Here is a 26,373-nt window from a genome sequence, read left to right on the forward strand (position 1 = left end):
ACGCTACGGCTTGCGCGCCACCCCGCCGAAGTCGTCGACCTCGGCCGGCGCCTGGTCACCCGGCTCGTTCGGGCGCCACCGGGACACGGACACGACACCCGGCTCCAGCAGTTCCAGGCCCTCGAAGAACCGGGCGAGCTCCTGCGGGCTGCGGTTGACCCGGGGGTTGTCGCTCGCCTCGTTCCACTGCTCGATCATCTCCCGCATCTGCCGCGGGTTGAGCACCTCGGTGTCGTCGCAGAGCACGAGGTGGCTGCCGGAGGGCAGTGCGTCCACCAGGCGGCCGACGATGCCGTAGACGGTGTCGTCGGTGATGTGGGCGGTGATCCCCAGCAGGATCAGCGCGATCGGCCGGCTGAAGTCCAGGGTCTTGGCGGCCTGTTCCAGGATGGTCTCGGGCTCGCGCAGGTCGGCGTCGATGTAGTCGGTGGCGCCCTCGGGCGTGCTGGTGAGCAGCGCCTCGGCGTGGGCCAGGACGACGGGGTCGTGGTCGACGTAGACGATCCGGGTCTCGGGGACGAGCCGCTGGGCGACCTCGTGGGTGTTGTTCGCGGTCGGCAGCCCGGTGCCGACGTCCAGGAACTGCCGTATGCCGGCCTCGCGCACGAGGTACTCCACCGTCCGCACGAGGAACGCCCGCTGGGCCAGGGCGATGTCGAGGATCGCCGGGTTGCCGCCCGCTATCTGGTCGCCGACCTGCCGGTCTATCTCGTAGCAGTCCTTGCCGCCGAGCCAGTAGTTCCAGATCCGGGCGGAATGCGGCACGCTGCTGTTGATCAGCGGGCGTTCAATTGGCATGGGAACTCCCCGAGTTGGCCGAATGTCACCCCATAACCTAGCCCCGCGGCCGCCGCGGCTTCGCGTATCCCCGCACAGGTCTGTCGCCTCTCCTCGAACGCGTGCATCATTACCCAGTTGTTGCCCCAGGTGCTGACGAGGTGATCGGTGCGCATGCGAAGAGCCGGGATATGTACGGCGGCCATGAGCGTCACCCTCCTGCTGGCAGCGGCCTGCGGCCCCACCCGGCACGACGACGCCGAGTCGGCGCGGCCCACTCCGGTCCAGATCGCCGACGCCCCCACGCGACTCCCCGTCCCCGGCGGCAAGGGCAGCAGGACCCCCGACGACTTCAACGGCGACGGCCACCGCGACCTCGTCCTGAACGACCTGGTCAAGGCCCAGGCCCACGCCGACGACGCGGGCATCGGCATCGTCTACGGCAGCGACCGCGGACTGACACCCGGCGCACGGCAGTTGCTCAGCCCGCAGCGGCAGGCGGCACCGACGAAGGGACAGCTCCCGGCCGTCTTCGACGCGGAGGAGACCTGCGACCTGGACGGCGACGGCTTCACGGACCTGGTCGTCTCCACCGACCCGCCCTACGACGGCCAGGGCCGGCCCCCGGTCCCCCTCCAGCTCCTCTTCGGCTCCCCGAAGGGCCTGGCCGGCAAGGCCGTCAAACTCGCCATCCCGGCCTCCGCCCGCGTCGGCAACGACTGGCCCGACCGGCCGGTGTGCGGCGACTTCGACGGCGACGGCGCACAGGACCTGGTCGTCCACGCGTCGGGCGGGCAGCTGAGCTTCCTGCGGGGCCCGTTCAGCCGCAAGGGCACCCCGCGCACCGCGGGCGCCCCGGTCCCGGCCCCCGGCAACGTCCCCACCGGCCCGTCCGCCGACGTCAACGACGACGGATACGACGACCTGGTGATCCGTACGACCGAAGGCGCCGGCCCCTCGGCCCTCGTCCTGGGCGGCCCCACCGGCCCCACCCGCACCGGAGTCGCCCTCCCCTCCGGCATCGACGTCGCCCTCGGCGCCTTCGGCAAGGGCAGGGACACCCTGGACGCGGCGATCGGCACCCTCGACGGAACGTTCCTGCGCTACGACCTCCCGGCCACCGCCGCCCGCGGCACCCTCGACGTTCCCGGCTCCATGCTCGACACCGCCGACTTCGACGGCGACGGCATCGGCGAACTCGTCTCCAGCGGCTCGCGGCTGCGGGTCTTCCGGGGCCGTACGGCAGGAGTCGGAGAGTCGGGCATGGTGACCGTCGAGCCACCGGCCCGGGGCACCACACGCGTCATCGCCGTCGGCGACTTCGACGGGGACGGGCGGGCGGAGCTGGTGGTGCGGGCGTACGTCGGCGAGACGAAGGACACGGTGGCCGTGTACCCGGGGGTCGAGAAGGGTCTGGTGGCGGCGCGGCCGTCGGTCACGTTCTCCAGCTCGGAGTTCCTGACGCCGTAGGCCCGGCGGGTGGGCGTACGGCAGGAAATCGGGACCCACGCCGCACACCGCCAGCGCCTCAAAGATTTACCGAACTCACGTACAACCCTTCCGCCCCATCACCGGTCTCCTGTTCGCCGACCGCACCGTGAACCCGAGGACAACTCCCGGAGAACACCGGCGGTCGCACCCCACCGACTGCGGATGCCCCGCCAGGCATCCCCGCATGCAGCAGGAGAACCCGCATGCACAAGCACCACCTGCGACTCGCCCTCGCGACGGCCACCGCGGCCGCGCTGACGGGCGGTCTGCTCAGCGTCGCCGTCTCGACGGCGACCGCCGCCGACTCGGCCCACGTCCCGCACGCCGACTTCAACGGCGACGGCATCGGGGACGTGGCCTTCTCCGCCGACGGCGCCTACGTCAGCGGCAAGAAGGACGCCGGCCAGCTCGTCGTCCTGTACGGCACCGCCACCGGCGTCTCGTCCGGCAAGCGCCACACCATCAGCCAGAACACCACCGGCGCCCCCGGCACCGCCGAGGCCGGCGACCGCTTCGGCCACGACACCGCCTACGCCGACTTCAACGGCGACGGCTACGACGACATCGCCGTGGGCGCCGCGGGCGAGGACGTCGGCAGCGACGTCGACGGCGGCGGCCTCGCCATCCTGTGGGGCTCGGCCTCCGGCATCACGGGCATGGGCGTCACCATCGCCGACCCGGCCCCCGCCCAGCACGACGCCTGGGGCAAGAACCTGGCCGCAGGCGACTTCGACGGCGACGGCACGGACGACCTGGCCGTCGGCAACACCTCCAGCACCATCCACGTCTTCAAGGGCGGCTTCAGCACCTCGGGCACCGCACTCGGCGGCCGCTACACCGTCAAGCCCCAGATCCGGTCCGGCGGCACGGCCCGCGGCCCGCTCAACCTCACCGCGGGCGACGTGAACGGCGACGGCCGCACCGACATGGTGGTCGACGGCTTCGAGAACGACACCGAGTACGGCTGGAACACCAACTACCTTGTGCCCGGCACCGACGGCGGCCTGTCCGCCGGCGACGCCCGGCCCCTCAAGGGCGGCGTCATCACCGGGATCGGCGATGTCAACGGGGACGGCTACGGCGACATCGTCACCGGCATGCACTGGAACAAGGCCGACGACGGCGTGACCTTCCCCGGTGCCGAGGACGGCGGCAAGGTGTGGATCACCTATGGCGCCGCGAGCGGCCTCGGCTCCACCACCGGCATCACCCAGAACACCGGCAATGTGCCCGGCACGGCCGAGAAGAACGACTGGTTCGGCTACGAGCTGGACCTCGGCGACATCAATGGCGACGGCTACCAGGACCTCGTGGTGGGCGTCGCCGGTGAGAACATCGGCAGCGCCACGGACACCGGCATGGTCACCGTCCTGTACGGCTCGGCCTCCGGACTGAACACCACGTCCGGCGCCCAGGCCTTCGCGCAGAGCACCGCGGGCGTCCCCGGCAACGACGAGGACGGCGACCTGTTCGGTATCGACCTCAAGCTCGACGACGTCACCGGCGACGGCAAGGCCGACCTGATCGCCGGCTCCGCCGAGAACGCCGGCAACGGCGGCCTCACCTACCTGCCCTCGAACGGCGCGAGCATCGTCACCACCGGCTCCCGCAGCATCGCCCCGAGCACCTCGGGCGTCTCGACGACGGGCACCCCGTACTTCGGCGCCAACTTCGCCGACTGAGCCCGTACGTCCCGACAGGCCGGGCCCGTCCGTCCCCGCGGGCCCGGCCTCCCCTCCGTCTCCCAGGAGCCACCGACCTTGCGCAAGCGCACCCTTCTCCTCGCCGCCACCCTCACCACCGGCCTGCTCACCGCGCTGCCCGCCGCCACCGCCAACGCCGCCGCCGGGCTCTCCGGTGACTTCAACGGCGACGGATACCGCGATGTGGCCGTCGGCGCCGTGTGCACGGACGTCGGATCCGCGTCCTGCGCCGGTGCCGTCGTCGTGCTGTACGGCTCGTCGTCCGGCGTCTCGGCCACCCGGAAGGCAGTGATCACCCAGAACTCCACCGGCGTCCCGGGCACCGCCGAGTCGGGCGACCTCTTCGGCTCCGGCCTGGCCACCGCCGACCTGGACCGCGACGGCTACTCCGACCTCGTCGTCGGCGCCTCCGGCGAGAGCATCGGCGACCGGGACGGCGTCGGCTCCGGCACCGTCCTGTGGGGCTCCAAGTCCGGGCTGTCCGGCGGCAAGGGGCTGCCGCAGCCGTCCACGCTCGCCGAGTGGGGCGGCTTCTCGCGCGGCATCGCGACGGGGGACTTCGACGGCGACGGCGACATGGACGTCACCCTCACGGGACAGAATCACACCCGCCTGTACCTGGGCCCGTTCACGCGCACCGGCGGGCCGCTGAGCCACTACCGCGTCGGGGAGGTCGGCTCCACGCTCGACGCGATCGCCGGCGACCTGACCGGCGACGGCGCGGCCGAGCGCGTCTACCCCTTCGGCGAGGACGGCGACTCCGGCGGCCGGATCGACTACTACCGCTGGACCGGCGGCGGCTACAAGTTCACCGGGCTGCCGAACGCGGACGGCCTCGCGGGTTCCATCGCGGACATCAACGGCGACGGCTACGGCGACCTCGTCCTCGGCGACTCCTCGGACCCGAACGCCGAGAAGCCCGGCGGCCACAAGGGCGGCCAGATCACCGTCTGGTACGGCGGCCCGAACGGCCCCGACCCCGCGCAGACGCCGACCGTCGTCCACCAGGACAGCGCGAACGTGCCCGGCGCGGGCGAGACCGACGACGGCTTCGGCATGTTCCTGAGCACCGGCGACATCAACGGCGACGGGTTCGCCGACGTGGCGTCCGCCGCCCCCGGCGAGGACCTCGGCGCGGCCAAGGAGGCGGGCTCGGTGACCGTGCTGTTCGGCTCGGCCGCCGGGCTGAGCACGTCGGGTGCGAAGTCGTACTCGCAGGACACCGCCGGTGTGCCGGGCACCGCCGAGACCGGGGACCGCTTCGGCTCCGCGGTCGACCTCACCGACATCACCAAGGACGGCCGGGCCGACCTCGTCGTCGGTGTCGACGGCGAGAACGGCACCGGCGGCGTCTGGACCCTGCGCGGCGGCTCCACCGGCCTGACCACCACGGGTGCCCAGGGCCTGACCGCGGCCGCCCTCTCCCTCCCGTCCGGCTACTACTTCGGCTCGGTGATCGCCCAGTGACGTCCCCTCGCCGTACGGCACGCGCCCGTACCCGCGACCGCGTCACCGTCGCCCTCGTCGCGGCGGCCCTGACCCCGCTCGCGCTCACCCTCGCCGCCCCGGCCGCCCATGCCGCCACCGCCGCGAAGCCGTACGACTTCAACGGCGACGGCCGTGTCGACCTCGCGATCGGCGCGCCGGGCGCCACGGTGGGCGGCAAGGCCAAGGCGGGCGCCGTCTCCGTCGTCTACGGCAGCTCCGGCGGCCTGAAGACCTCGACGCGCACGCTCCTCACCCAGAACGCCGCCGGCGTCCCGGGCGCCGCCGAGACCGACGACGCCTTCGGGTCCGCCGTCGCCTCCGCCGACCTCGACACCGACGGGTACGCGGATCTGCTGATCGGGGCGCCCGGCGAGGATGTCGGCGGGGACACCAACGACGGCACGGTCGTCGTGATCTGGGGCTCCGCGTCCGGGCTGTCCGGGGCGCGTACGCTCCCCAACTTCAACAGTCTCGACAGCGACCGCTACGGCCAGGCGCTGGCCGCGGGCGACTTCGACGGCGACGGCGACACGGACGCCGCGGCCGGCGGCACCGGCACGTTCGACCTGAGCGCCGTCTCCGGTCCGATCACCAAGTCCGGGACCCTCAGCGAGGGTTGGGGCGCGTCCTTGGCCTCCTCCGCCCAGCACCCGTTCTCGTCGTCGTACGGCATCGAACACCTCACCGCCGGACCCGTCGCGGCCGACGGCCACGTCCGCCTGATCGTGCACGGCCGGCAGTCGGGCACCGACGACGCGGTCACCGCGCTGGCGGACGGCGACATCAACTTCGACGCCTACTGGCTGGAGTACCTGCCGTACGGCTACACCTCCGCCGTCGGCGACATCGACGGCGACGGCTACCTGGACATCGCGGTCGGCAACCACCGGGAGACCTCCGCCGACCCGTCGGGCGCGCTGGGCGGCAAGGTCACGGTCGTCCACGGCGGCCCGGACGGCCCCGACAGCGCCCGTACCCCGCTCGTCCTCACCCAGGACACCGCCGGAGTGCCCGGCGCGTCCGAGACCGGCGACAACTTCGGCAGCGAGGTCTCCCTCGGCGACGTCAACGGCGACGGCTACGCCGACCTGGCCGTCGGCGCGTCCGGCGAGAACTCCGGGGCCGGCGCGGTCACCGTGCTGTACGGCTCGGCCTCCGGCCTCAGGACGACCGGCGTCCAGACCTTCACGCAGAACACCGCCGGCGTGCCCGGCACCTCCGAGCCGAACGACCGCTTCGGCGCCCGCGTCCTGCTCGCCGACCACTCCGGCGACCCTCGTGCCGAACTGACCGTCTCCGCGACCGGCGAGAACGGCGACGGCGCGATCTGGTCCCTGCGCGGCGCGACGACCGGTGTGACGACCGGCGGCGCGATCAGCTTCGGCCCGGCGACGACGGGCGTGTCCACGGCGGGCGGCCCCGGCTACGGCTCCGCACTCAACTCCTGAGCACGGCAAAGGACTTCACGATGCGCAAGCGCACCCTCCTCCTCTCGGCCGCCCTCACCACCGGCCTCCTCACCGCCCTGCCCGCCACCAGCGCCTCCGCCGCCCCCTCGGGCCTGCACGGCGACTTCAACGGCGACGGCTACCGCGACGCCGTGATCGGCGCGCCCCTCGCCCCGATCATCGGCAAGGGCGACGCCGGCTACGTCGCCGTGGTCTACGGCACCGCGAGCGGCCTGGACACCGGCAAGCGGCAGATCATCAGCCAGGACACCGCCGGCATCCCCGGTGTCCCCGAGGCGTACGACGACTTCGGCGACCACCTGACCACCGGCGACCTGGACGACGACGGGTACACGGACATCGTCGTCGGCGTCCCCCGCGAACAGATCGGCCGGACCGGCCAGTACGGCGTCCTGACGGTGCTGTGGGGCGGCGCGACCGGTATCAAGTCCGCCACCGACATCACCTCGCCGCTCCCCCAGTACAAGAACGAACTCGGCCGATCCGTGGCAGCCGGCGACTTCGACGGCGACGGCGACACCGACCTGGCCACGGTGAACGGCGCCGCCCCGGAGCTCAACATCCTCAACGGCCCGATCTCCCGCACCGGCACGGCCACCGGACACGTCGGCATCGACACCCTGGACCAGACCGGCATCAGCATCGAGCAGCTCGTCGCGGGCGACGTCACCGGCGACGGCACGACGGACCTGCTGGTCATGGGCCTGGAGGAGATCAGCGGCGGCTACCGCACCCGCAGCGTCCTCTACCAGGGGTCGGCGGCCGGCCTCACGCCCGGCGACAAGCTCGCGGGCGGCTACGCGGCGGCCGTCGCGGACGTGGACAAGGACGGCTACGGCGACATCGTCACCGGCAACTTCATGGAGAAGTCGACCTCCGAGCCCGACGGCGGCCCCGGCGGCGCGATCACCGTGACGTACGGCGCCGCGGACGGCATGAGCACCCGCACCCCGGTCCGGATCACCCAGGACACGGCGGGCGTGCCGGGCACGGCGGAGAAGAACGACGCCTTCGGTTGGAGCCTCGCAGCCGGTGACACCAACGGCGACGGTTACACGGACGTCGCGGTCGGCGTCGCGAACGAGGACCTGAGCGGGCAGGCGGACGCCGGTTCCGTCCTGGTCCTGCGCGGCTCGGCCTCCGGTCTGACGGGCACCGGATCCAAGTCGTTCTCGCAGGACACCAGTGGTGTGCCGGGCACCGCCGAGAAGTACGACCAGTTCGGCCACTCGGTCCTCCTGACGGACACCACCAAGGACGGGCGCGCCGAGCTGATCGCCGGCGCCCGCGCCGAGAACGACGGTGCGGGCGCCGTCTGGGTCCTGCGCGGCAGCTCCACCGGCATCACGGCCACCGGCTCGAAGTCCTTCGGGAGCACTACGCTGGGCGGCCCGTCGGGCCTCGCCTACTTCGGCGACGTGCTGGCGGGCTGACGCGCTGCCCGGTGCTGTGGGGCTGCCGTACGGCCTCCCGTACGGCCGAACCCCGACCGACCACGGAGAACAGCACCGCTGCACCCCTTAGGGGATGTCACAGCTCGGCCGCAAAGCCGGGCCCGATCCGCAGGGCCCGGCACGCGACTCTCCTGGACCAGGTACGTTCGAAGACGTGGCTGGATTCAGGATCGGACGGGGCAGCCGGAACAACGGCACCCCGCAGACGCGCCCCCAACAACCTCCGTACGGGCAGCAGGCGCCCCAGGGACCGTCGTACGGCTATCCCCCGCCGCCGCAGCAGCCGTACGGCGGCTCGGGCAGCGGCGGTGGCGGCTGGCCTCAGGCGAACGGCGGTGGTGGCTACGGCGGTTACGGCGCGAGCGGCCGCGGCGGCCACGGTGGTCATGGCGGTCACGGTGGTCATGGCGAGCCGGAGTACTTCGGCGACGGTGACTACCCGCAGGGCCCGGGCGGCGGCGCCCCGGACCCGTACGCGGCGAACAACCCGGGCCACACCCAGGCGTTCTCGGTCGGCGACGACCCCTACAACCAGGGCGGGACCTACCAGGCGGGCGCGGCCCCGGCCGGCCCGATCGGCCCCCGCCTGCACTGGAAGCAGCTGCTGCGCGGCATCGTCCTCTCCCCCACCCAGACCTTCCTCCAGATGCGGGACTACACGATGTGGGGCCCCGCCCTCGTCGTGACGTTCCTCTACGGCCTCCTGGCCGTCTTCGGCTTCGACACCGCACGAGAGGACGCGATAAACGCGACCCTCTCCAACGCGGTCCCGATCGTCGCGACGACGGCGGTGGCGATGGTGGTGTCCGCGTTCGTCCTGGGCGTGGTCACCCACACCCTCGCCCGCCAGCTCGGCGGCGACGGCGCCTGGCAGCCCACGGTCGGCCTCTCCATGCTGATCATGTCCCTCACGGACGCGCCCCGCCTGATCTTCGCGATGTTCGCCGGCGGCGACGCGACGTTCGTCCAGGCCCTCGGCTGGGCGACCTGGGTGGCGGCGGGCGCCCTCCTCACCCTGATGGTGTCCAAGTCCCACGACCTGCCGTGGCCGAAGGCACTGGGCGCGAGCGCGATCCAGCTGGTCGCGCTGCTGTCGATCGTGAAGCTGGGCACCTTCTAGAGCCCACGACCTACGAAAGGGCCCCCGGCGAGAACGCCGGGGGCCCTTTCGTACGGTCGAGTTTCGCCTCGCCTTGTCTCGAAACCCCAGGTCAGTGGCGTGACCCGGTTGCCGCCGTGAGGATCTGTGCCAATGGCCACAGCGAGCGGGACACACATGGGCTCATACTGAGCCATGACTAAGCCTGCGGCACCGAAGCGTCATTTGCCCACCAGCCCCTTCAAGGCCCCGGTCGCACCGCCTCCCAAGCACTTCGCCACCGGCGACCAGGTCACACATGACGTGTACGGCCTCGGCCGGGTGGTCGGCGTGGAGGACGGAATCGCGGCGCTCGTGGATTTCGGCTCGGCGCAAATGCGGATCCTGAGCCCGTACGCCAAAATGACCAAGCTCTAGGACCGCTCAGACCCTCTGTGCCCGTCACGGCACGCCAGGCCCTCTCAGGGACCTGTAACGAAAGGCAGACCTCCCATCGACCCCACGTCGCTGTTCTCCGCCCTGGAAGGGCAACCCCGCCGTTCCACGGCGGCATCACCGCCTCCGACGACACAGCCCTTCCAGGCCCCGGACTTCGGAGAAGACGAGATCCTCTGGTCCGAGGACGCACAGGAGCCCGCCCCGGGCCCGCGTGCGGCGCGGCGCAAGGCCGCCTAGCGGTGGCTTCGACAGGGCATCGGTGGATCTTGGCCCGGCCGGCCGGATCCGCCTGACGCCTTCTCGCTACGATCCCTGCCCATGGACACCAGGGGCGGGGAATCCTCACATCACAACACGAACCTCGGCACGGCCGTGGAGTTCGTCTACCGGCCGACGGCCGCGGACTACGAAGAGGCGCTCCGTGCCCGAGCTCGCCGGTCACCGTCCGGGCGGGCCCAGGCACTCATGGCGCCGCTCACTGCGGCGATCGCCGTGACCGTCTTCGCGGTTCTCGAGGATGCCGGGCTGCTCGTGTGGAGCATCTCGCTGGTGCTCACCGTGCCCCTCGCGTTCTGGGCCACCCTACGAGGGCTGCGCACCATGGCCCGCCGGATGTTCAGCATGGTGGAGCCATACGGACAGTGCCGAACGGTGGCCGACGACCGCGGCGCCGTCAGCACCGGCGAGCGGGCGTCCTTCAGCATGGACTGGACGGTGTCCCGTGCGTATCTGGAGACACCCGGCCTCTTCGTACTCCTCAGCGGCGACCGCGCGACCGGCGTCGCGATAGTGCCCAAGCGGGGCGCACAGGACCCGGCGGACGTCGACCGGCTCCGGGAGATCCTGGACCGGAATCTGAAGCGGCTCTAGTCCGGGGACGACCCACGTCGGCGACCCTGTGCCGTAGCTCCGGGCCGACCAGGGCCGAACCCTGAGCGACGGGCAGCACCGCAGTAGCATCCCGCATGCCCATTTCATGGAGATCCAGCGCCGAGGTCTTCGCGCAGCTCTTGAGACAGCGCGGGTTCGAACCCGATGCCGTACGCGACGTCGATGCCGCCTGGGATGCCTTCGGCGAGTTCTGCCAGATCGAGGTCGACGGGATCGAGCGGCCCGAGGACGACGGCGACGGCTTCATCGCCCAATGGGGCCGATGGCACTGGAACGACGACCAGCCGTCGCTGTCCTTCGGGCGGCAGCTCGCGGTCACCGGGGCCGGCGGGCGTGACGATCCCGAGTGGCAGCCCGAGTACTGGCAGGTGGACCTGCAGCTCGTCTTCGCCGAGGACCCCGCGTGGGCCGGTCTCGACGGCCTCGGGCATCAGGACACCGGGTACGACTTCGACGAGATCGGCGCCCCCAGGGCTGCCGCGCTCGCGGAGGTGCGCAGGTTCATCGAGTCCTGTCCCCCACTGGCAGCGATGTGGCGCGCCGAGCCCATCCGCAGTGAACTGACCCTTGAACAAGCGGACTAGCCGCCGAGCTCCGTAGAGCACGCACAGAAAAGCCCCCGGCGATCAGCCGAGGGCCTCTTGCCTTTCCGGTACCGCAGCAGCCGCAAGGCCGCCATGCAGGTCAGAGCGCTTCCAGGTTCTCCTTGGGCGCCTCGCCCGCCCTGTGCACCGGAGGCAACACACTCCACGGGAAGTTGATCCACTCATCGGTGCGCTTCCACACGTACTCGCACTTCACGAGGGAGTGGGACTTCTCATAGATCACGGCGGAGCGCACCTCGGCGACATGGTCGAGGCAGAAGTCGTGCACGAGCTTCAGCGTCTTGCCGGTGTCGGCGACGTCGTCGGCGATCAGCACCTTCTTGTCGGTGAAGTCGATCGCGTTCGGGACGGGAGCGAGCATGACGGGCATTTCCAGGGTCTCCCCCACGCCCGTGTAGAACTCCACGTTCACCAGGTGGAGGTTCTTGCAGTCGAGGGCGTAGGCGAGCCCGCCGGCGACGAAGACGCCACCACGGGCGATGCTGAGGACGATGTCCGGCTCGTACCCGTCGTCCGCGATGCTCTGCGCGAGCTCTCGGACGGCGGTGCCGAACAGCTCGTAGGTGAGGTTCTCCCGCAGCTGCTTGTCACTCATACCGCTGCTCACACCTGAGTCCGATGGAAGTTCTGGAAGGACCGGGAGGCGGTGGGCCCACGCTGCCCCTGGTACCGGGATCCGTACCGCTCGCTCCCGTACGGGAACTCGGCGGGCGAGCTGAGCCGGAACAGGCACAGCTGGCCGATCTTCATGCCGGGCCAGAGCTTGATGGGGAGGGTGGCGAGGTTGGACAGCTCAAGGGTGACGTGCCCGCTGAACCCCGGGTCGATGAACCCGGCGGTGGAGTGGGTGACGAGCCCGAGCCGCCCTAGGGAGGACTTCCCCTCCAGCCGGGAGGCGAGGTCGTCGGGCAGCGAGATGACCTCGTACGTCGAGGCCAGCACGAACTCCCCGGGGTGCAGGATGAACGGCTCGTCGCCCTCGGGCTCCACGAGCCGGGTCAGGTCCGCCTGCTCGATGGAGGGGTCGATGTGCGGGTACCGGTGGTTCTCGAACACCCGGAAGTACCGGTCCAGCCGCACGTCGACGCTCGACGGCTGCACCATGGATTCGTCAAAGGGATCGATCCGTACCCGCCCGGCGTCGATCTCGGCCCGGATGTCCTTGTCTGAGAGAAGCACGCCCCGAGGATACGCAAGGCGCGCGGAACGACCACAATCGTGACGTCCGCGCGCCTGGCGCTGCACTTGCTGTTACTGCGGTTACTGCGGTACCAGCGGTACCTACCGCTACTACTGCTACTGCTACTGCAGCTACCGCTACTGCTGCTTCTCCAACTGCACCGGCACCACGCTGCGGAGCCGGGCACACCGAGGACACCGGACGAGCCGGCCGGGGCCGAGGCGCTCGGCCTGCTGCATCGGGAACGAAGCGGTGCTGAACACGTGCCCATCGGCACAACGGACGACGGTGCGCTCCATCAAGTCCTAGAGTCCCTTCCCCAAGAGCCGCGTCTGGCTACTGCCTGCCTCACGACGAGAGGCCACATTACGGGATCAAAGGGACGGCCCTCCAGGCGGCACTCCGACCCCACCCGGACCCTCTCCCACCCCTCCACCGTACGCCCCAACTCCGGTGCACCGCAGTCACATCCACCCCCTGAAACGCCCTCAGGCCCCAGGGCGTCAGCGCCAGGGGCCGGTGATGAGGTACAGTGACCAGGCGATCGGACACCGGCTCCGGATGATCACGGAAGCGGGCGTCTTACGCGGGTGTAGTTTAATGGTAGAACATCAGCTTCCCAAGCTGAGAGCGCGAGTTCGATTCTCGTCACCCGCTCCATGATGAAACCCCAGGTCAGCGGCCTGGGGTTTGTTTGTTGTCTAGACCAATTTGGGGGTGGCGTGCCCTCCACGTGCCCTAAGTGCAGGTCAAACGGCCACTCAGAGGGTCCTGGAGCACCAGCTCGGCCGCAGCAGCGCTGGCGCGTCTCGAATAGCGAGACGCATTCTGAGTGATCCCGGTCACAGGTCGAGCAAATGGTGAACAAGTCACTGTCGCAAAGGGCGACTTGCAGGATGGCTCCGGGCCTCGACTGCGCAAGCCCTGCTTCGACCATTCGGCCCCGGCTATGCGGGCCGGTGGTCAACAATGCGCGACATGTCCCCCAGGTACAGCCGCTCTCGAAGAAGCCGACCAGCGCCGCGGTGCAGGCGCCCCACGCAGAAGGGGACGCCGTGCAAGCTCCCCCAAGAGATCGGCCGGGGCTGCCGCCATCACGCGACACGGGCCGAACGCGAAGCGGCAAAGGCGGAAGCAGAAGCCCGAGCCGACAGGGCAAGACTGCGAGCCGAACGAGAACGGCGGAGGATGCACGTCGGCCTCGGCGTCGTCACCCTCGCCCTGTTGGTCGGCCTGGGCTCCTGCGCCTGGGGCTCCTGGACGGACGAGCAGCACGAGGCCGCATGCAACCCGCTTCGAAGCAAGGCACGCAGGTTGAGCGACAAAGCGCAGGCGGTACGGGTTCCTCTTGTGCCGGCCATCGACCCGAGCGTTGTCCACCTGCAACTCGGCCCCGATTTCCCTGACGGCCTCGGCGACATCGACGCCACGTCGGCTACAGAGTCGGACATCGCGGCGGCGTACAGCGAGAAGCGCGACCTCGCCGGGCAGGCCGCGCAAGTCGTGCTCGATCACCGGGAGTGCTTCAGCGATCTCTACATAGGCCAAGCCTCCCGTATACGGCAGGCGCCTTCAGAAGTCAGCCGCGTGGTGATGCCCGCGCCCCCGCACTGCCTGGACGGATGGCCCTCTACGTCCATCGGACCGCAAGGAGCGTGCTCCCATCACGGCGGCGTCGTTCCTGGGAGCCAGTGGGCGACGTTGCTCTTCGCCTGACCCAGGTAAGTCAACCGATCGGCGCCGATGACCGCGCCGTATCGTTCACTTGCTCTCGCTACGCGGGCACCAGGCCACCCAACGCCTCGCGAAGGGCAGTGGCCACAACAGGGCCAGCTTCGACCACCCGCCGGAGATCGTCGCTCTTCAGATAGCGGTAGCTCTGCGGAGGATGGAAGGCACCCGTGGCACGCAGCGCGCTGAGCGGCACGGGTTCGTCAAAAGACACGGGATCTTCCAGCGTGAGACCGCTGGCCTGGGCAGCGCCGCTCATATAGGCGTCGTACTCGCGTCGAGTGATCCCCGTCTGGGCGCGATGCGCCGACCAGACCTCCCTGGGGGAAGCCACGTGGACTGAGGCGATGCGCGCCATGCCCACCAGGGCCATGGTGGGCGCGGTCGCATAGAGCAGCACCAGGGTTCCGGGAGGCGCGGCGACGCGTTGGCGGCGGACCTCCACCGTCTTACTGCCGGCCAGGATCGCGGTGGCGAAGCGCGGGTGGACGGACAGCAGCATCGCGCGTTCCGGATCGTTCACGTCGTTCGGTGCCCCTCTTTGTAGACCGCCTGGAACAGCTCGTTACTGATCTTCGACAGCGAGATCAGCGACAACGGTAGTCCCAGCTCCTTGGCCAGCGAGGTCAATCGCCGCAGCGTCATCGGCTTGGGGAAGATCTCAGTGTCCGAGAACCTCAGCGCCATGGCGCGACCGGTGGCGTCGGCGGCTCCTTGTACCTCAGCCCGACCATATACGCCCAGGTGTTCGAATTTCGAGAAGAGGGTGTCGGGTGTGTCGATCAGCACCTCGTCGAGGCGCGAACTCCCCACCACCATCTGGCCGTCCACGCCGGCAGCGCCCTCACTGACGTACCAGAGGAGGCGGGCGGGGACACTCTCGCCTCGGCGACCCGAGGAACGGTAGTAGACGTGCTCCCTGCTGATCCCCAGGACGTGGCTGCGCGGCAGGAGCATGGCGGGCACGTTGAACAGCTCGGTGGACCAACGCGGTTTGATCGGCACGAGGAAGGACGGCAGCCCGGAGTCGATGACTTTCGCCGGCCACCAGGCTCGTTCCACCACGGCGGCCACCTCGGCCGGCATCCCGGCGTGCAGAGCGGCCGCTTCCATAGTCAGCTCGCGAGCGAGTCCGCCGGCGACCGCCTCAACTTCGGATGCGGTACCGCACACGTTCACCAGGAGGGCCACGAGCCTGCCGTCGTGCTCGAAGAAGCCGTCGTCCGCAGCGGCAGCCTTGGCGACCGCGGAGGGATGCGGATCGGCGATCCGTATGATTTCCGCGCCACAGTCGCGCCCAAGGCGCTTGAGCAGGAAGAGGAGTTGCCTGGCCAGGGTCTCTTCCAAAGGGTGGTCCGCAGTGCGGAGCACGGGGATCACCAGAGTCCGCCCGTCCAGCGCCCATGCGTAGAGGGCGACGGGGTGGCCCTCGCCGTCCCGCAGCAGCTCGCGACGCCATACGACCGTGTCCGCGTTCAGGGATCGCAGGCGTTCGGCGAAGGCCGAACCGTCGTCTCCACCTGACTGGTTGAAGAACGCGACCAGTTGATCCTCTGCGCCCGGGGACACCTCGGTGGACCGGAACTCCGTACCCATCAGATCGGCCGGGCGGTAGACCTGTGCCTGCCGCAGCTCGTCCACGTGCAGCGTCACGGTGGAGGGTGATACGACACGGACCCTGGCGACGTCCCAGGCCACGTCGGCCAGGCGGGTCAGGAGCGGGTTCCTGGTGGCCAGCACTTGGAGGCCGGCGCACGAGGTCTCGGCGACGTACCGCACGCACCGACGGAGTGCCTCGTTGACGGGCACCTCTGGGAGCGACTTCGTGGCCGCACTGAGCAGCTCAGCCGCTCGTTCGGCCACGACTGCGGCATCGGGAGTGAGCTGGCGAAGGCCGTGCAGCGCCGCCCTCTGATGCTGGCGCTCGGCGGTGTCGGCGATGTCGCGGATCTGATGGACCAGTTGGGGCGTGTAGGCGAGCTCGACCAGGTCAGTCATCCAGCCCGCTTCCAACGCGCGGGATTCCTCGGCGTCGGTTTTGTCGGCGAGTCCGCGCAGATCGGCGAAGACTCCGTGGTCGACCGTCACCACCAGCAGGGCGTCGCTCTCCACCTCCGTGAAAAGGTCCGGGTGCCCAAGGTCCAGCCACCATCCGTCCAGGATCTCTCCGTCCCGGCCGCGTCCTCGTACCTCGCCGTGCGGGACGAACCCCAGACTCCTCCACATGTCGCTGAGGTTGTAGTCCCGTCGGCACTTGGCCTTGATGCCGAGCCGTTGCGGATACCTCTCCTTGATCGCCTCCACCAGCAGTCGTGCGATGCCCCTGCCGCGCTGCTCCTCCGCCACGCAGAGGTGGGCGAGGCGTATGTGCGCACTCCTCTTCGGGAGTCCGAAGAGGGCGTAGCCGATTACCTCGTCCGCTTCGACGGCGACCAGAAGTCCGCCCGCCTCCGCCGCCTGGCGGTACGCAGGAGGTGTCAGGAGTCCCAGCGTCTTGGTGTAGCCATCGCCCAGCGCAATGGCCTTGTCGATCAGCTCGGCCTGCGCAGGCGAAACCGACAGCAACTTGATCGCCACTAACTTCCCCCTCCAGAAGGGCCGGCCGAGACCAGCCTCAACTCCCCTGTCAGTACATACAGGGAAAGCTGATCTCAACGGAGGCCGTGCCTCAAGGGGGCACGAGGGGCGCACGGTGCTGCAGTGTCCGTCTCAACACGGCTACTGGTGCAGGGAACCCGGGCGGAAACCTGTCCGACCGGGTTCTGTAGGTGGCCCCGCGCGTCATCACGCTTCTGCGGCCGGCCTCGCCTCCGTAGCTGACTCGCGCAGTTGCTGCCGCACCTCGGCGTCAATGCCCTGAGCGAGCCTGCGCTGATGCTTCGCCGTCGAATGCTGGTAAATCAGCTGGGCCCGCTCCGAGGACTGGCCGACGCGGACCATGAGGTCCTTCAGCTTGGCGCCGGTGTCGGCGGCGAGGGTGTTGCCGGTGTGGCGGAGGTCGTAGAAGCGGAAGTTGTCCGGCATCCCGACCTTGGTCCTCGCCTTGCGCCACTTCCGTCCGAAGGTCGAGCGGCGAAAGGGCGCTCCCTTCTCGCCCACGAAGAGGAGGCCGTCCGACTCCTTCTCGGCGAACCACTGCAGGTGGCGACGCAGCTCGGGCTTCAGGAAGTCCGGCAGGTAGACGGTGCGCTTGCCCGCCCGAGTCTTGGGGTCGCCGGTGACGCGCCTGCCGTTGGTCAGCTCCGGGGAAGCCTGTGTGACGCGCAGGGAGCATTCGTCGAGATCGACACTGCGACGGCGCAGTTCGGCCAGCTCCTCGGGGCGGAGGGAGGCGAAGGCGCCGAGCAGGACCATCAGACGCCAGCGCGGACCCATGGCGTCGGCGAGGTCGAAGACCTGCTCGACGGTGGCGGTGGGTCGCTCGTCGGCCTCTTCCTTGCCGGCGCCCTTGATGCGGCACGGGTTGTTGGGCAGCAGGTCGTCGTCGACCGCCGTCTGCAGGATGGCCTTCAGCAGCCGGTACGACTTGGCGAACGTGGTGGCACCGGTCGCCCTGAGGCGCTCGGCCCGCCATGTGCGGACGGAGGGCGGGGTGATCTCGTCCAGGTCCTTGCGGCCGAAGGTGGGCAGGATGTGCAGGCGCAGCAGGCCGTCGTAGCGGTCGACCGTGGTCGGGGCCAGGCCACGCTCCTCCATCCAACGCAGGGCGTACTTCTCGAAGTTCACCGCGCCGGCGTCCGGGTCGCGCCAGTGGTTGCGTTCGATGTCGGCGCGGGTGAGGTTGAGCCACTTCTGCGCGTCGCTCTTGGTGTCGAACGTCTCCGGCGCGGTGTACCGCTGTCCGTCCGGTCCGATATAGCGGGCCTGCCATCGACCGGAGGGGAGCTTGCGGGTCGTGCCGAACTCGCGCCGCCGCTGCGGCTTGCACCCGGCCATCAGGCCGCCTTCCCGTAGCGGGCGCGGATGCGGCTGACCGGCTCCACGGTGCGCGCCTCGACGTACTCGGCGACGGCGCTCTCGGGGATACGCACGGGGCGGCCGAGCTTGACGTAGCGGATGCGGCGCTCGGTGATCAGGCGGCGGACGAAGCGCTCGCCCGTGCCGAGCATTTCGCCGGCCTCGACCACGGTCAGGAGGCGGTCAGCCATTCGCGGTCACCTCCTGCGCGGTGCAGGCGGTGCGCTGGGAGCGGGGAAGGGCAGAGGGTATTGCGGGTCGGCGCAAGAGCGTTGGGTCCTTCAATCGGGAGTGGTTCGGTGAGGCAGGCCGTTCGGCAGGCGTCGCCTGGGCTACGCGGCGCGGGTCCTTTGGAGGAGGGACAAGGGCGAGACCCGGAGGGCCTGGGCGAGGGCGACGAGGTCGTCGACGTCGCAGCGGCGTTGGGCGCGTTCGACGCGGGACAGCATCGTGTTGGTCATCGGACGGCCAAGGGCGGTGACCCGGGCAGCGAGCTCGCGCTGGGCGAGGCCGCGTTCGGTGCGGAGAATTTCGATGGTGCGGGCGGTCCGTATTCCGGTCGGCCCGATTTCCAGGGATCGTGCTGCCATGGCTCCATTTGTAGCTTGCATTCGCCGGTTTGGTTAACCGGGGATCGTCGGCTATGTTGCGCCCCGCGGACGGTCGGGAGTTACCTCTCGGCTGAGGTTCCAGGTGTCCGGCGGGTCTCTCTTCGCCAGCCAGATGATGGGCTCTGACGTGGGGTGTTGTGTTGTAGCTTGCGCCGCAACGGGGGGTCAACGAGTTCCCGATGTGATCCTTCTGGCTTTAGCTGACGGTCCATTATTTCGGCAACCGGCGATCCGGGTTTATGGTTTTGGTGATGCCTCGCAGCACACGTTCGCCGTCAGCTGTCTGATTTCCCGGCGGAATGCTGGACTTGTGCGGCATTGATGTGGCTGTCTTGGCTATACGACGCCACCAGCCCTCCCCCGTGCCTTCAGACCGGGGCTGTGGGCCACCCTTCCCCCGTGCACCGCCCGACGAGGGCCGGGCGCACCTCCCCGTCCTCACCTAGGAGCCGCCACCCGATGAGCTACGACGCCCGCGAATGGGTGTGGGACCACAGCCGCAGCAGGGGCACCGCCCGCATGGTCCTCGCCCTGATCGCCGACCGGTGCCGCGACCGGCACTGCGTCGCGTACGCGTCCGTGCCCACCCTCATGAAACGCGGCAACGCCTCCCGCACCGCCGTGCGCGACGCGCTGGCCAAGCTGATCGACAGCGGCGAGCTCGTGCAACTCGCCGACCGCAAGGGGCCACGGGGAGAGACGTACTACTGCCTCCCGGTCGCCGCCCGGTTCCTCGCCGACCAGCCTCGGGAAGGGGACCGGAATCCGGCTCCCCAAGGGGGTCAGGTTCCGACCGTCGGGGGGTCGGAACCTGACCCTACCGAGCACATCGAAGGGGGATCGGAATCCGACCCCGGGGAACGGAATCCGGCCCCCAGGGGGATCGAATTCCGACCCGGCGGGGGTGCAGATTCCGACCCCCAGAACAGAAGAGAACCGAAGGTGAACGGTAAGAGCAGCAGCTCTGCCCCGCTCATCTCCGCCACCGAGTGGCAGATCGACGACAGCGCCCGTGTCTGGCTGCGGCATCACGGCCACCTCGACCGACTCGGCGAGCAAGCCCTGCACGCCGCTGACGAGAAGTGGCGCGCCTACCGAGCCACCTGGGCGCCCCGCACCGCCGCCGCATGGGCGACCGACTGGCGCGCGTGGATCACCCGGGAACACACCCCCACTCCTGGCCGCCCGAACCTCTACGCCCTGCCCGGCGGCACCCGCATCCCCGCGCCGCAAGCCGGCATGACCCGAGCCGAGGCGCACATGGCCGCCCTGCTCGCCGCCCTCGACGAACCGACCGGAACGTAAGGAGCCACCACCCTGGAACGAAACGAAGTCGCCGCCGTCCTGGCCTACATCGGCCGCCTCGACCCCCGCACCATCCGCCCCGGTACGGGCGAGGCTCGTGACCAGATCGCCCAGTGGCACGAGCTGCTCCGCGACGTGCCCTTCGCCACCGCGCATGGCTGGGACGTCCGCCAGGCGATACGGGCCCACGTCCTCGCTTCCCCGTACGCGATCCTGCCCGTGGACGTCGCCCGCAAGTGGCACGCCTACCGGCGCGACCGCCTCAACCGCCACACCGACCCCACACCGGCCGCCGACCCGGACGACTGGGCGGCCTGGCGGAACGAACTGGCCGCCAGCCGACAGGCGGTCGCCACCGGCACCGCTGAGCCTTCGACTCATCGGCAGATCACCAGCGGCAGCCCGGACCCCGACATCGAGGCCCGCCTCGCCACCATCGGATCGTGCATCCCGCCGAGCGTCCGAGCCGAACTCGCCCGCTACCGGCCGACTCGCGCCGCCCGCGAGGCCGCCGTCGCCGCCGGACAGCCCGACGCTCTCAGCGTCCCGTGCCGGTGGTGCCACGTCGGGCAGGGCGAACCCTGCCGCAGCCGGCGCCTGGGGCTCGACGGCCGTGCCCGGGGCAACGCACCCCGCACGACCCCGCACCCCACCCGCGTGGACCTGGCTGTGGCGGAGCTAGCCCGGCAGGACGCCGCGTGACCCGCGGTCTTCGTGTCGGCGCCGACGCCTGACCAGCAGCCCTCCGCCGCTCGCGCCGCCAGCGCTAACGCCTATGCCCGGACGGCTTCCTTGCAGACCCCTCTCGGTCCGTACTCCATGCCCCCCGGAGATATCTGACTTGCCCTCCCCCGCCCCGATAGCCCCGGCCGCCGACCCCGGCAGCCGCATTCTCCGCTCTGCCATCGCCCTGCTCCGCGCTCGCCCCAGTCGTCGAGCACCCGCACCCGCTGAGGGGCGGCGCGTGAACCGCACGGGACGCCGCACCCTCGTCGGCGGCCTTGTGACCGTCGTACTCATGGCCTTCCGGGTCTCGTGGAACGCCCTGTCCGACGTGGCTCGCGCCATCGGCGCCGACTCCACCGCCGCCTTCCTCTACCCAATCGTTGTCGACGGACTGATGGCCCTCGCGCTGGTCGCCACACTCGTGCTGACCGGCGACGACCGGAAGTTCGCCCTGCGGGTGCTGGCGACCTACACGATCGCCAGCCTCCTGCTGAACTACGTGCACGGCCTCACTCCGGCCCTGCACACAACGTCGATCCAGTGGGGCCGACTGACCGACAGGGACCCTGCTAACTGGGCCCTCGTATTGCTGGCGACCTCGCTCCCGGTCGGGTCGATCTACTTCGGGTCGGACCTCGTGGCGAAGGTGCTGCACCACAACCCCGAGCTGGCTGACTCCGCCGAAGCGGCCTCTGCCCAGTCGGTTGGTCAGCAAGCTGACGAGCAAGCCTCACGGTCGAGGTCTGACCAGGCCGAATCGTCCCCGAGCAGCCGACCGAGTCGACCCCCGTAAAGGTCGCCGAGGCACCCGTGCCGAGGCCGACCGAGGCCGACGAGTCGACCTTCGCTACCCGACCGCCCCGGTCAGCCGCCGCAGCGGAGTCGACCGGAGCCGCCCGGCGTCGGGCGACCGGTCGGGTACGCTCCACCGCCAAGTCGACCGCCGACCGCACGCGCACCCGCACCGACGCCGAAGTTCTCGACGAGGCCCGACTCCTGACCGTCGGCTGGAGCGACGACCTGCTGACCGCCGAACGTCTGCGCAGCGAACTTCGCATCGGCCAGAGCCGCGCCCGCGCCCTGCGCGACCAGCTGCAGGCCGAGCGCACCAGCCAAGCAGCCGAGCCCGTCGCACACGACGGCATGGAGGCCGAGCCTCTCGACGGACTCGACGAAACCGCCTCCCAACGGCAGACGGAACTCGACACAACCCCCGTCGGCACCGCCTGACCCCCGCAAAACACACCGATCGCCCCACCCTGCCGGCTCGCCATGCCCCCGCGCCGACAAGCGCCGGGACACGGGAACCGCGCACAGCGAAGCCCCCGGCACCAGCACCCCACGGAGAACCACCCCATGCACGACCCGCACCGCGAAATCCCTACCCGCCAGCAGGAGATGACCACCGGCCTGAACAGCGGAGCAAGCAATGGCGATGGACCGTCCACGGGCCGGTCCATCGCGAACGCCTCCGCCCCGGGGATAGCGGAGGGGGAACTCCGGCACGAGGGCGTGCCAGAGCAGGAGGGGGTGGGCGAAGTCGTCGTCGCCGAGCAGCAGCCCGCTGTCGTGCGCGCTGCTGATGAAGCCGCGCTCTACCGTGTCGCCCGTCGCCGCGAAGCCAGCAGCGACGGCCAGCGTAAGGAACGTGTCGATGCCCGCTACAGCGTCGACGAGAAAGCGAGGATCCTCGCGAAGGCCAAGGCGTTGGACATCACCGGCGCGCACCTGGTCGGCGCGGTCGTCATGGCCTTCGTCAACGGCGAAGCACACCTGCCTGACCAGCGCACGGTCTACGACGACGTGATCGATGAGTTCGCCGCCCTGCGCACCCAGATCGCCCGGATCGGCACCAACGTCAACCAGATCGCCCGCCGCCTCAACTCCGGTGGCGATCCACACCCTGTGGACGCCGCCATTCTGGAGCGGGCCGAACGCCTCCTGGCCACAACCCGGGACGCGGTGAAGGCCGTGGACGAGGCCGCTTTCCGGGCGGCGCGGCAGAAGGCGGGCCGGGCGTGATCGCGAACATCGTCAAACCGGGCAGCAAGACCCGAGGCGTGCTGACCTACCTCTTCGGGCCGGGCACGGCGACCGTTCACACCGACCAGCACATCGTCGCCTCCTGGGACGGCTTTGCTCCCGACCCCGGCCCCGAAGGCAGCCCCGGTCACAGGGAGCGGATGGACCAGCTCGTCAAGGCGCTCGACCTCCGGGTCAAACAGGCGGGCGACCAAGCTCCGGAAGGCCATGTGTGGCACTGCTCGCTGCGCGCCGCACCCAAGGACCGCAACCTGACCGACGCCGAGTGGGCCACCATCGCCCGCCGCGTCCTCCACGCCACTGGCATCGCCCCGGACGGTGATCCGGACGGCTGCCGCTGGATCGCCGTGCGCCACGCGGACGACCACATCCACATCGTCGCCACCAAGATGCGCGGCGACCTGCGCCCGCCGCGCAACTGGAACGACTACCACCGCGCCATGACAGAACTCACCCAGATCGAGACCGACTTCGGCCTCCATCAAGTCAACCGCGACCGTGACACCTGGCCCGCTGCCAAGCGCCCCACCCGGGCGGAGACGGAGAAGGCCGCCCGCAACGGACGCGACCGGGCCGCGCGCGAGCAACTGCGCCGCATGGTGCGCACCGCGCTCTCCCACGCTCACAGCGTGGAGGAGTTCCTGAACCTGCTCGCCGATGCGGGCCTGCAGGTCGAAACCCGCACCCTGCCCTCCGGCGACCTCAAGGGCTACAAGGTCGCTCTGCCCGACGACACCAACACCGACTTCGAGCCCATCTGGTACTCCGGCTCCAGTCTCGCCACCGACCTGTCCCTGCCCAAGATCCAAGAACGCCTCGCCGCCCCCGAACCCGTCACCCCGCAACCAGCAGGCCGGCCTCAGCCGAACCCGTGGCACCAGGCCACCGCCACCAACGAGCGCATCCCCCACCACCTCGCCCAGGACAACCCGGCGACAGCCTCGGCACACCTGGTGGCGTTCGGGGAGATCCTCTACGCCCTGCCCGCCCTCGCCCCCGCCCACCTCCGCGCCGAGTTGCGCCAGGCGGCCTTCGCGTTCGAGTACGCGGTCAACACCCGTGCCCGCGTGGACCATCAGTATGCCCGCGCAATGCGCGGCGCCCTGAGAACCATGGGCTCCCACCCCGCCGACGACGGCCTCGTGGCCATGCTCGTGGACGCCGCCATCCTCGCTGTCATCGCCGTGCGGCGCAGGAGCGCCCTGGAGCAGCACGACCAGCAGGTGGCCGCAGCCTGGCAGACCCTGCTCCACCTCCAGGCCGTGTACGGGCAGGCCGCACCGGTCCCACTGTCGCGGCTCGCCGAACGCAAGCCGCCGGCCGACGTCACACGCCGATACGCCGAGCACCTGCGCAACGCTGTCCCCGCCTACGCCGAACAGGTCCTCGACGAAGCCGCCTGGGACGCACTGGCGGCCGTGCTCGCGGACGCCGAACGCGCGGGCCACGACCCCGCCGCCCTGCTCGAACGAGCAGCCGGGCAACGCCCGCTGGACGATGCCCGCTCACCGGCGGAAGTCCTCACCTGGCGCATCCAGCGCCTCGGCGAACGCCACGCACCCAGCCCGCGTGCCCGCGCCCGTGCCGCACAAGTTCGCAGCACTACTGCCCGCGCCGGGTCCATCCCACAGGTCGCTGAGCAGACCCCTCCTGCGGTCACTCCGCCAACGTCCCGTCCGCACTGGTCACGGTGACCACCCGGTCAAGCAAAAAGAGGGGCTTCGGCGCTTGTGCCGGAGCCCCCTGACACGACATCGAAGGAACCGGTTCCAGGCCGGCGAACGACTGACGGGCCTGAACGGGTCATGGTCGGACCCGCCGGTTGTCTTCGCGCAACGGCTTCCGGCGACGCGGCCCAGGCTCCGGCAAGAGCCCAACTCCGTTGTCAGTGGCTGATGTCAGGCTGAGCACCACACCCTGCAAGCCGTCGTCAGGAGGAGAGCATGAGCAACGCCGATCTTGGCCCGCTGGCCATCACGCGCTGCAACGGCAACGAGCCGATACGGGCCAACGGCGAAATCGTGAGCAGACTCGGCGAGTTCTGGAGCTGGGCATGCTCCGACCTGGCCAACAACACCATGCGGGGTGTTCTGGCCGAGTACCTCGTGGCCACGGCGTTGGAAGCCTCCGCCGGTACCCGCACCGAATGGGACACGGTTGACATCCGTACGCCCGAAAAGTGGCGCGTCGAGGTGAAGTCGGCGGCCTATCTGCAGTCATGGGCGCAGCCCCAGCTGTCGGAGATCTCGTTCTCCATTGCGCCGGCCTCCGGCTGGGACGCCCTGACCGGTACCACCTCGGCCGACGTACTGCGCCGCTCGGACGTGTACGTCTTCTGCCTGCTGCACCACCAGGACAAGCAGACCCTCGATCCCCTGGATCTGGACCAGTGGACCTTCTACGTCCTGCCCACCCGTCTCCTGGACGAGCGGTGCCCGGCCCAGAAGACCATCAGGCTTTCCAGCCTGGAGCGCCTCGACCCGCTGAAGACCGACTTCACCGGCCTTCAGAAGGCAGTCGCCGCGTGCGCCGAAGGCGTGCGATAGCTCCTGGGACCGGCGGGGTCAGCCCACGCGACGAGCCTTGTCGACGGCCTTCGCCAAGTGGACGTCGACAAGGCCGGGGCTACCGGAGACCACCACAACGACCGTCCCTGTGCGGACAGCCGTCTGCTTGACGACACTGCTGCGCCCGCCGACGGTGAAGGTGAGCTGCTGGCTCCACCGCTCGTCGCCCAGTGGGGCCGCGGCCATCGTCCGAGTCGTCACCGTGACGGGGGTGCTGCCGACGAGGACCTGGTACGTGGGGCAGGAGGTCATCGCGTCGAAGATCCGGCCCACGCCCCTGGAGAGCTTCGCCTCGGTGTCGCTGTACAGCTCCTCGGCCGCCTCCGAGTTGCTGCCGCGGGCATAGGTGAAAGACGTCTTCGCCTTGCGCGGGAAGTCGAGGCCGCCACCGACAACAGCCTCGCCGCCGAGCTCGTATCCAGGGCCGGGCAACCGGACACTGTGACGTCGTCATGTCCCTGGGGCTGCTGCGGCATGCGGACATACCCCTCGCCGAGGTCCCGCTCGTCCCGCTGAGATCACATGAGCGAGGCAGGCCGAGCCCACTGAACTCAGCGACGTCAACTGGCCGCCACGTCTGACAGAGCGCTGGCAATAGTGGCAGCAAGGGTAAGAAATGCCACAAAAGCGAGGGCTGCGCGGCCAAGTGCGGCCGGGTAGGTGGCGTTGTCACGTCGGGCGAGGTAGCCGGCTCCGACGCCAGCTAGCAAAGCGACAACGACCGTCAGGGCACAAGCAAGCAGGGTCAAAGCAACGCGGTCGGACATCGTGTGTCTTCCCTTCGGCGCGGAATGATGTGTCGTGGCACCGAAGCTCGCAAGGTGGATGTTCGTCATGG

General features: G+C 70.0%; 27 protein-coding genes, 1 tRNA gene and 1 pseudogene. 18 read left to right on the forward strand and 11 right to left on the reverse strand.

Annotated features, from left to right (window positions below; genetic code table 11):
• Positions 1-3: 3 nt before the first annotated feature.
• Positions 4-798: an SAM-dependent methyltransferase gene (locus ABD932_RS20940; RefSeq protein ID WP_345014979.1), complete on the reverse strand. Its 795-nt coding sequence runs from the start codon at positions 796-798 to the stop codon at positions 4-6.
• Positions 799-981: 183 nt separating this feature from the next.
• Here ABD932_RS20940 and ABD932_RS20945 point away from each other — a divergent pair, with 183 nt between their 5' ends.
• The 9 genes from ABD932_RS20945 to ABD932_RS20985 all read left to right on the forward strand — a co-directional run bounded on the left by ABD932_RS20945 (position 982) and on the right by ABD932_RS20985 (position 11,394).
• Positions 982-2,247, forward strand: a complete 1,266-nt coding sequence (locus ABD932_RS20945; RefSeq protein WP_345014981.1) for an FG-GAP repeat domain-containing protein — start codon at positions 982-984, stop codon at positions 2,245-2,247.
• 224 nt (positions 2,248-2,471) lie between these two features.
• The gene (locus ABD932_RS20950) at positions 2,472-3,950 is read left to right on the forward strand and encodes a hypothetical protein (protein WP_345014983.1); all 1,479 of its coding nucleotides are present in this window, start codon (positions 2,472-2,474) and stop codon (positions 3,948-3,950) included.
• 78 nt (positions 3,951-4,028) lie between these two features.
• Complete coding sequence (locus tag ABD932_RS20955) at positions 4,029-5,438, forward strand: FG-GAP-like repeat-containing protein (protein ID WP_345014985.1); 1,410 nt, start codon at positions 4,029-4,031, stop codon at positions 5,436-5,438.
• On the forward strand, positions 5,435-6,907 hold the full coding sequence (locus tag ABD932_RS20960) for a hypothetical protein (protein WP_345014987.1): 1,473 nt from the start codon (positions 5,435-5,437) through the stop codon (positions 6,905-6,907). The genes ABD932_RS20955 and ABD932_RS20960 overlap by 4 nt, the downstream gene beginning before the upstream one ends.
• Positions 6,908-6,927: 20 nt before the next feature.
• Positions 6,928-8,361 carry an FG-GAP-like repeat-containing protein gene (locus ABD932_RS20965; RefSeq protein ID WP_345014989.1) on the forward strand — a complete coding sequence of 478 codons (1,434 nt, stop codon included), beginning with the start codon at positions 6,928-6,930 and terminating at the stop codon, positions 8,359-8,361.
• Positions 8,362-8,455: 94 nt separating this feature from the next.
• The gene (locus ABD932_RS20970) at positions 8,456-9,502 is read left to right on the forward strand and encodes a Yip1 family protein (RefSeq protein WP_345014991.1); all 1,047 of its coding nucleotides are present in this window, start codon (positions 8,456-8,458) and stop codon (positions 9,500-9,502) included.
• A gap of 174 nt (positions 9,503-9,676) precedes the next feature.
• Positions 9,677-9,898 carry a hypothetical protein gene (locus tag ABD932_RS20975; RefSeq protein ID WP_345014993.1) on the forward strand — a complete coding sequence of 74 codons (222 nt, stop codon included), beginning with the start codon at positions 9,677-9,679 and terminating at the stop codon, positions 9,896-9,898.
• 339 nt (positions 9,899-10,237) lie between these two features.
• Positions 10,238-10,789 carry a YcxB family protein gene (locus tag ABD932_RS20980; RefSeq protein WP_345014995.1) on the forward strand — a complete coding sequence of 184 codons (552 nt, stop codon included), beginning with the start codon at positions 10,238-10,240 and terminating at the stop codon, positions 10,787-10,789.
• A 95-nt stretch (positions 10,790-10,884) separates the two neighbouring features.
• On the forward strand, positions 10,885-11,394 hold the full coding sequence (locus tag ABD932_RS20985; RefSeq protein WP_345014997.1) for a hypothetical protein: 510 nt from the start codon (positions 10,885-10,887) through the stop codon (positions 11,392-11,394).
• A gap of 100 nt (positions 11,395-11,494) precedes the next feature.
• Here the strand turns inward: ABD932_RS20985 and ABD932_RS20990 are convergent, their stop codons facing one another.
• The 3 genes from ABD932_RS20990 to ABD932_RS21000 all read right to left on the reverse strand — a co-directional run bounded on the left by ABD932_RS20990 (position 11,495) and on the right by ABD932_RS21000 (position 12,858).
• On the reverse strand, positions 11,495-12,010 hold the full coding sequence (locus ABD932_RS20990; RefSeq protein WP_345014999.1) for a phosphoribosyltransferase: 516 nt from the start codon (positions 12,008-12,010) through the stop codon (positions 11,495-11,497).
• A gap of 8 nt (positions 12,011-12,018) precedes the next feature.
• Positions 12,019-12,594 (reverse strand): dCTP deaminase, encoded by a 576-nt coding sequence (gene dcd, locus ABD932_RS20995; protein WP_126393788.1) that lies wholly within the window; start codon positions 12,592-12,594, stop codon positions 12,019-12,021.
• 138 nt (positions 12,595-12,732) lie between these two features.
• Complete coding sequence (locus tag ABD932_RS21000; protein ID WP_345015414.1) at positions 12,733-12,858, reverse strand: hypothetical protein; 126 nt, start codon at positions 12,856-12,858, stop codon at positions 12,733-12,735.
• 323 nt (positions 12,859-13,181) lie between these two features.
• On the opposite strand from ABD932_RS21000, the gene ABD932_RS21005 reads away from it, so the two are divergent.
• Both ABD932_RS21005 and ABD932_RS21010 read left to right on the forward strand, forming a co-directional pair.
• Positions 13,182-13,255 (forward strand) — tRNA-Gly (locus tag ABD932_RS21005).
• A gap of 528 nt (positions 13,256-13,783) precedes the next feature.
• Complete coding sequence (locus ABD932_RS21010) at positions 13,784-14,311, forward strand: hypothetical protein (protein ID WP_345015001.1); 528 nt, start codon at positions 13,784-13,786, stop codon at positions 14,309-14,311.
• A 58-nt stretch (positions 14,312-14,369) separates the two neighbouring features.
• Here ABD932_RS21010 and ABD932_RS21015 read toward each other — a convergent pair whose 3' ends face one another.
• The 5 genes from ABD932_RS21015 to ABD932_RS21035 all read right to left on the reverse strand — a co-directional run bounded on the left by ABD932_RS21015 (position 14,370) and on the right by ABD932_RS21035 (position 18,873).
• A complete protein-coding gene (locus tag ABD932_RS21015) occupies positions 14,370-14,849 on the reverse strand; it encodes an ASCH domain-containing protein (RefSeq protein ID WP_345015003.1) in 480 nt (159 codons plus the stop codon).
• Positions 14,846-16,903: a GNAT family N-acetyltransferase gene (locus ABD932_RS21020; RefSeq protein WP_345015005.1), complete on the reverse strand. Its 2,058-nt coding sequence runs from the start codon at positions 16,901-16,903 to the stop codon at positions 14,846-14,848. Before ABD932_RS21020 ends, ABD932_RS21015 begins: the two co-directional genes overlap by 4 nt.
• Positions 16,904-17,110: 207 nt before the next feature.
• Positions 17,111-18,262: a tyrosine-type recombinase/integrase gene (locus tag ABD932_RS21025; RefSeq protein ID WP_345015007.1), complete on the reverse strand. Its 1,152-nt coding sequence runs from the start codon at positions 18,260-18,262 to the stop codon at positions 17,111-17,113.
• Complete coding sequence (locus tag ABD932_RS21030; protein ID WP_345015009.1) at positions 18,262-18,474, reverse strand: helix-turn-helix domain-containing protein; 213 nt, start codon at positions 18,472-18,474, stop codon at positions 18,262-18,264. The genes ABD932_RS21025 and ABD932_RS21030 overlap by 1 nt, the downstream gene beginning before the upstream one ends.
• A 141-nt stretch (positions 18,475-18,615) precedes the next feature.
• Positions 18,616-18,873 (reverse strand): helix-turn-helix domain-containing protein, encoded by a 258-nt coding sequence (locus ABD932_RS21035; RefSeq protein WP_345015011.1) that lies wholly within the window; start codon positions 18,871-18,873, stop codon positions 18,616-18,618.
• 480 nt (positions 18,874-19,353) lie between these two features.
• Here ABD932_RS21035 and ABD932_RS21040 point away from each other — a divergent pair, with 480 nt between their 5' ends.
• The 7 genes from ABD932_RS21040 to ABD932_RS21070 all read left to right on the forward strand — a co-directional run bounded on the left by ABD932_RS21040 (position 19,354) and on the right by ABD932_RS21070 (position 25,514).
• On the forward strand, positions 19,354-20,199 hold the full coding sequence (locus tag ABD932_RS21040; RefSeq protein ID WP_345015013.1) for a helix-turn-helix domain-containing protein: 846 nt from the start codon (positions 19,354-19,356) through the stop codon (positions 20,197-20,199).
• A gap of 12 nt (positions 20,200-20,211) precedes the next feature.
• Complete coding sequence (locus ABD932_RS21045) at positions 20,212-20,901, forward strand: zinc finger domain-containing protein (RefSeq protein WP_345015394.1); 690 nt, start codon at positions 20,212-20,214, stop codon at positions 20,899-20,901.
• Between the two features lie 262 nt (positions 20,902-21,163).
• A complete protein-coding gene (locus ABD932_RS21050; RefSeq protein WP_345015015.1) occupies positions 21,164-21,718 on the forward strand; it encodes a DUF2637 domain-containing protein in 555 nt (184 codons plus the stop codon).
• 17 nt (positions 21,719-21,735) lie between these two features.
• Positions 21,736-22,155, forward strand: a complete 420-nt coding sequence (locus tag ABD932_RS21055; RefSeq protein WP_345015017.1) for a hypothetical protein — start codon at positions 21,736-21,738, stop codon at positions 22,153-22,155.
• Between the two features lie 126 nt (positions 22,156-22,281).
• Positions 22,282-22,947, forward strand: a complete 666-nt coding sequence (gene mobC / locus ABD932_RS21060) for a plasmid mobilization relaxosome protein MobC (protein ID WP_345015019.1) — start codon at positions 22,282-22,284, stop codon at positions 22,945-22,947.
• A complete protein-coding gene (locus tag ABD932_RS21065; RefSeq protein WP_345015021.1) occupies positions 22,944-24,662 on the forward strand; it encodes a relaxase/mobilization nuclease domain-containing protein in 1,719 nt (572 codons plus the stop codon). Before mobC ends, ABD932_RS21065 begins: the two co-directional genes overlap by 4 nt.
• A 249-nt stretch (positions 24,663-24,911) precedes the next feature.
• Positions 24,912-25,514 carry a hypothetical protein gene (locus tag ABD932_RS21070; protein ID WP_345015023.1) on the forward strand — a complete coding sequence of 201 codons (603 nt, stop codon included), beginning with the start codon at positions 24,912-24,914 and terminating at the stop codon, positions 25,512-25,514.
• An 18-nt stretch (positions 25,515-25,532) separates the two neighbouring features.
• On the opposite strand, the pseudogene ABD932_RS21075 reads toward ABD932_RS21070, so the two are convergent.
• Both ABD932_RS21075 and ABD932_RS21080 read right to left on the reverse strand, forming a co-directional pair.
• A pseudogene (locus tag ABD932_RS21075) lies at positions 25,533-26,044 on the reverse strand (hypothetical protein); the annotation flags it as partial.
• 51 nt (positions 26,045-26,095) lie between these two features.
• Positions 26,096-26,371 (reverse strand): hypothetical protein, encoded by a 276-nt coding sequence (locus ABD932_RS21080; protein WP_345015025.1) that lies wholly within the window; start codon positions 26,369-26,371, stop codon positions 26,096-26,098.
• Between the last annotated feature and the right edge of the window lie 2 nt (positions 26,372-26,373).

Origin of the sequence: Streptomyces shaanxiensis, from assembly GCF_039537145.1 — a bacterium.
In the GTDB taxonomy this organism is placed as follows: domain Bacteria; phylum Actinomycetota; class Actinomycetes; order Streptomycetales; family Streptomycetaceae; genus Streptomyces; species Streptomyces shaanxiensis.

Bases quoted from the DNA above. Each gene is read 5' to 3' on its own strand.
- mobC (WP_345015019.1), top strand. From the start codon at position 22,282: ATGCACGACCCGCACCGCGAAATCCCTACCCGCCAGCAGGAGATGACC.
- ABD932_RS21040 (WP_345015013.1), top strand. From the start codon at position 19,354: ATGAGCTACGACGCCCGCGAATGGGTGTGGGACCACAGCCGCAGCAGG.
- ABD932_RS20945 (WP_345014981.1), top strand. From the start codon at position 982: ATGAGCGTCACCCTCCTGCTGGCAGCGGCCTGCGGCCCCACCCGGCAC.
- ABD932_RS20985 (WP_345014997.1), top strand. From the start codon at position 10,885: ATGCCCATTTCATGGAGATCCAGCGCCGAGGTCTTCGCGCAGCTCTTG.
- ABD932_RS21010 (WP_345015001.1), top strand. From the start codon at position 13,784: ATGCACGTCGGCCTCGGCGTCGTCACCCTCGCCCTGTTGGTCGGCCTG.
- ABD932_RS21030 (WP_345015009.1), bottom strand. From the start codon at position 18,474: ATGGCTGACCGCCTCCTGACCGTGGTCGAGGCCGGCGAAATGCTCGGC.
- ABD932_RS20990 (WP_345014999.1), bottom strand. From the start codon at position 12,010: ATGAGTGACAAGCAGCTGCGGGAGAACCTCACCTACGAGCTGTTCGGC.
- ABD932_RS20975 (WP_345014993.1), top strand. From the start codon at position 9,677: ATGACTAAGCCTGCGGCACCGAAGCGTCATTTGCCCACCAGCCCCTTC.
- ABD932_RS20965 (WP_345014989.1), top strand. From the start codon at position 6,928: ATGCGCAAGCGCACCCTCCTCCTCTCGGCCGCCCTCACCACCGGCCTC.
- ABD932_RS21035 (WP_345015011.1), bottom strand. From the start codon at position 18,873: ATGGCAGCACGATCCCTGGAAATCGGGCCGACCGGAATACGGACCGCC.
- ABD932_RS20950 (WP_345014983.1), top strand. From the start codon at position 2,472: ATGCACAAGCACCACCTGCGACTCGCCCTCGCGACGGCCACCGCGGCC.
- ABD932_RS21070 (WP_345015023.1), top strand. From the start codon at position 24,912: ATGAGCAACGCCGATCTTGGCCCGCTGGCCATCACGCGCTGCAACGGC.
- ABD932_RS20940 (WP_345014979.1), bottom strand. From the start codon at position 798: ATGCCAATTGAACGCCCGCTGATCAACAGCAGCGTGCCGCATTCCGCC.
- ABD932_RS20970 (WP_345014991.1), top strand. From the start codon at position 8,456: ATGTCACAGCTCGGCCGCAAAGCCGGGCCCGATCCGCAGGGCCCGGCA.
- ABD932_RS21025 (WP_345015007.1), bottom strand. From the start codon at position 18,262: ATGGCCGGGTGCAAGCCGCAGCGGCGGCGCGAGTTCGGCACGACCCGC.
- ABD932_RS21080 (WP_345015025.1), bottom strand. From the start codon at position 26,371: ATGACGAACATCCACCTTGCGAGCTTCGGTGCCACGACACATCATTCC.
- ABD932_RS20980 (WP_345014995.1), top strand. From the start codon at position 10,238: ATGGACACCAGGGGCGGGGAATCCTCACATCACAACACGAACCTCGGC.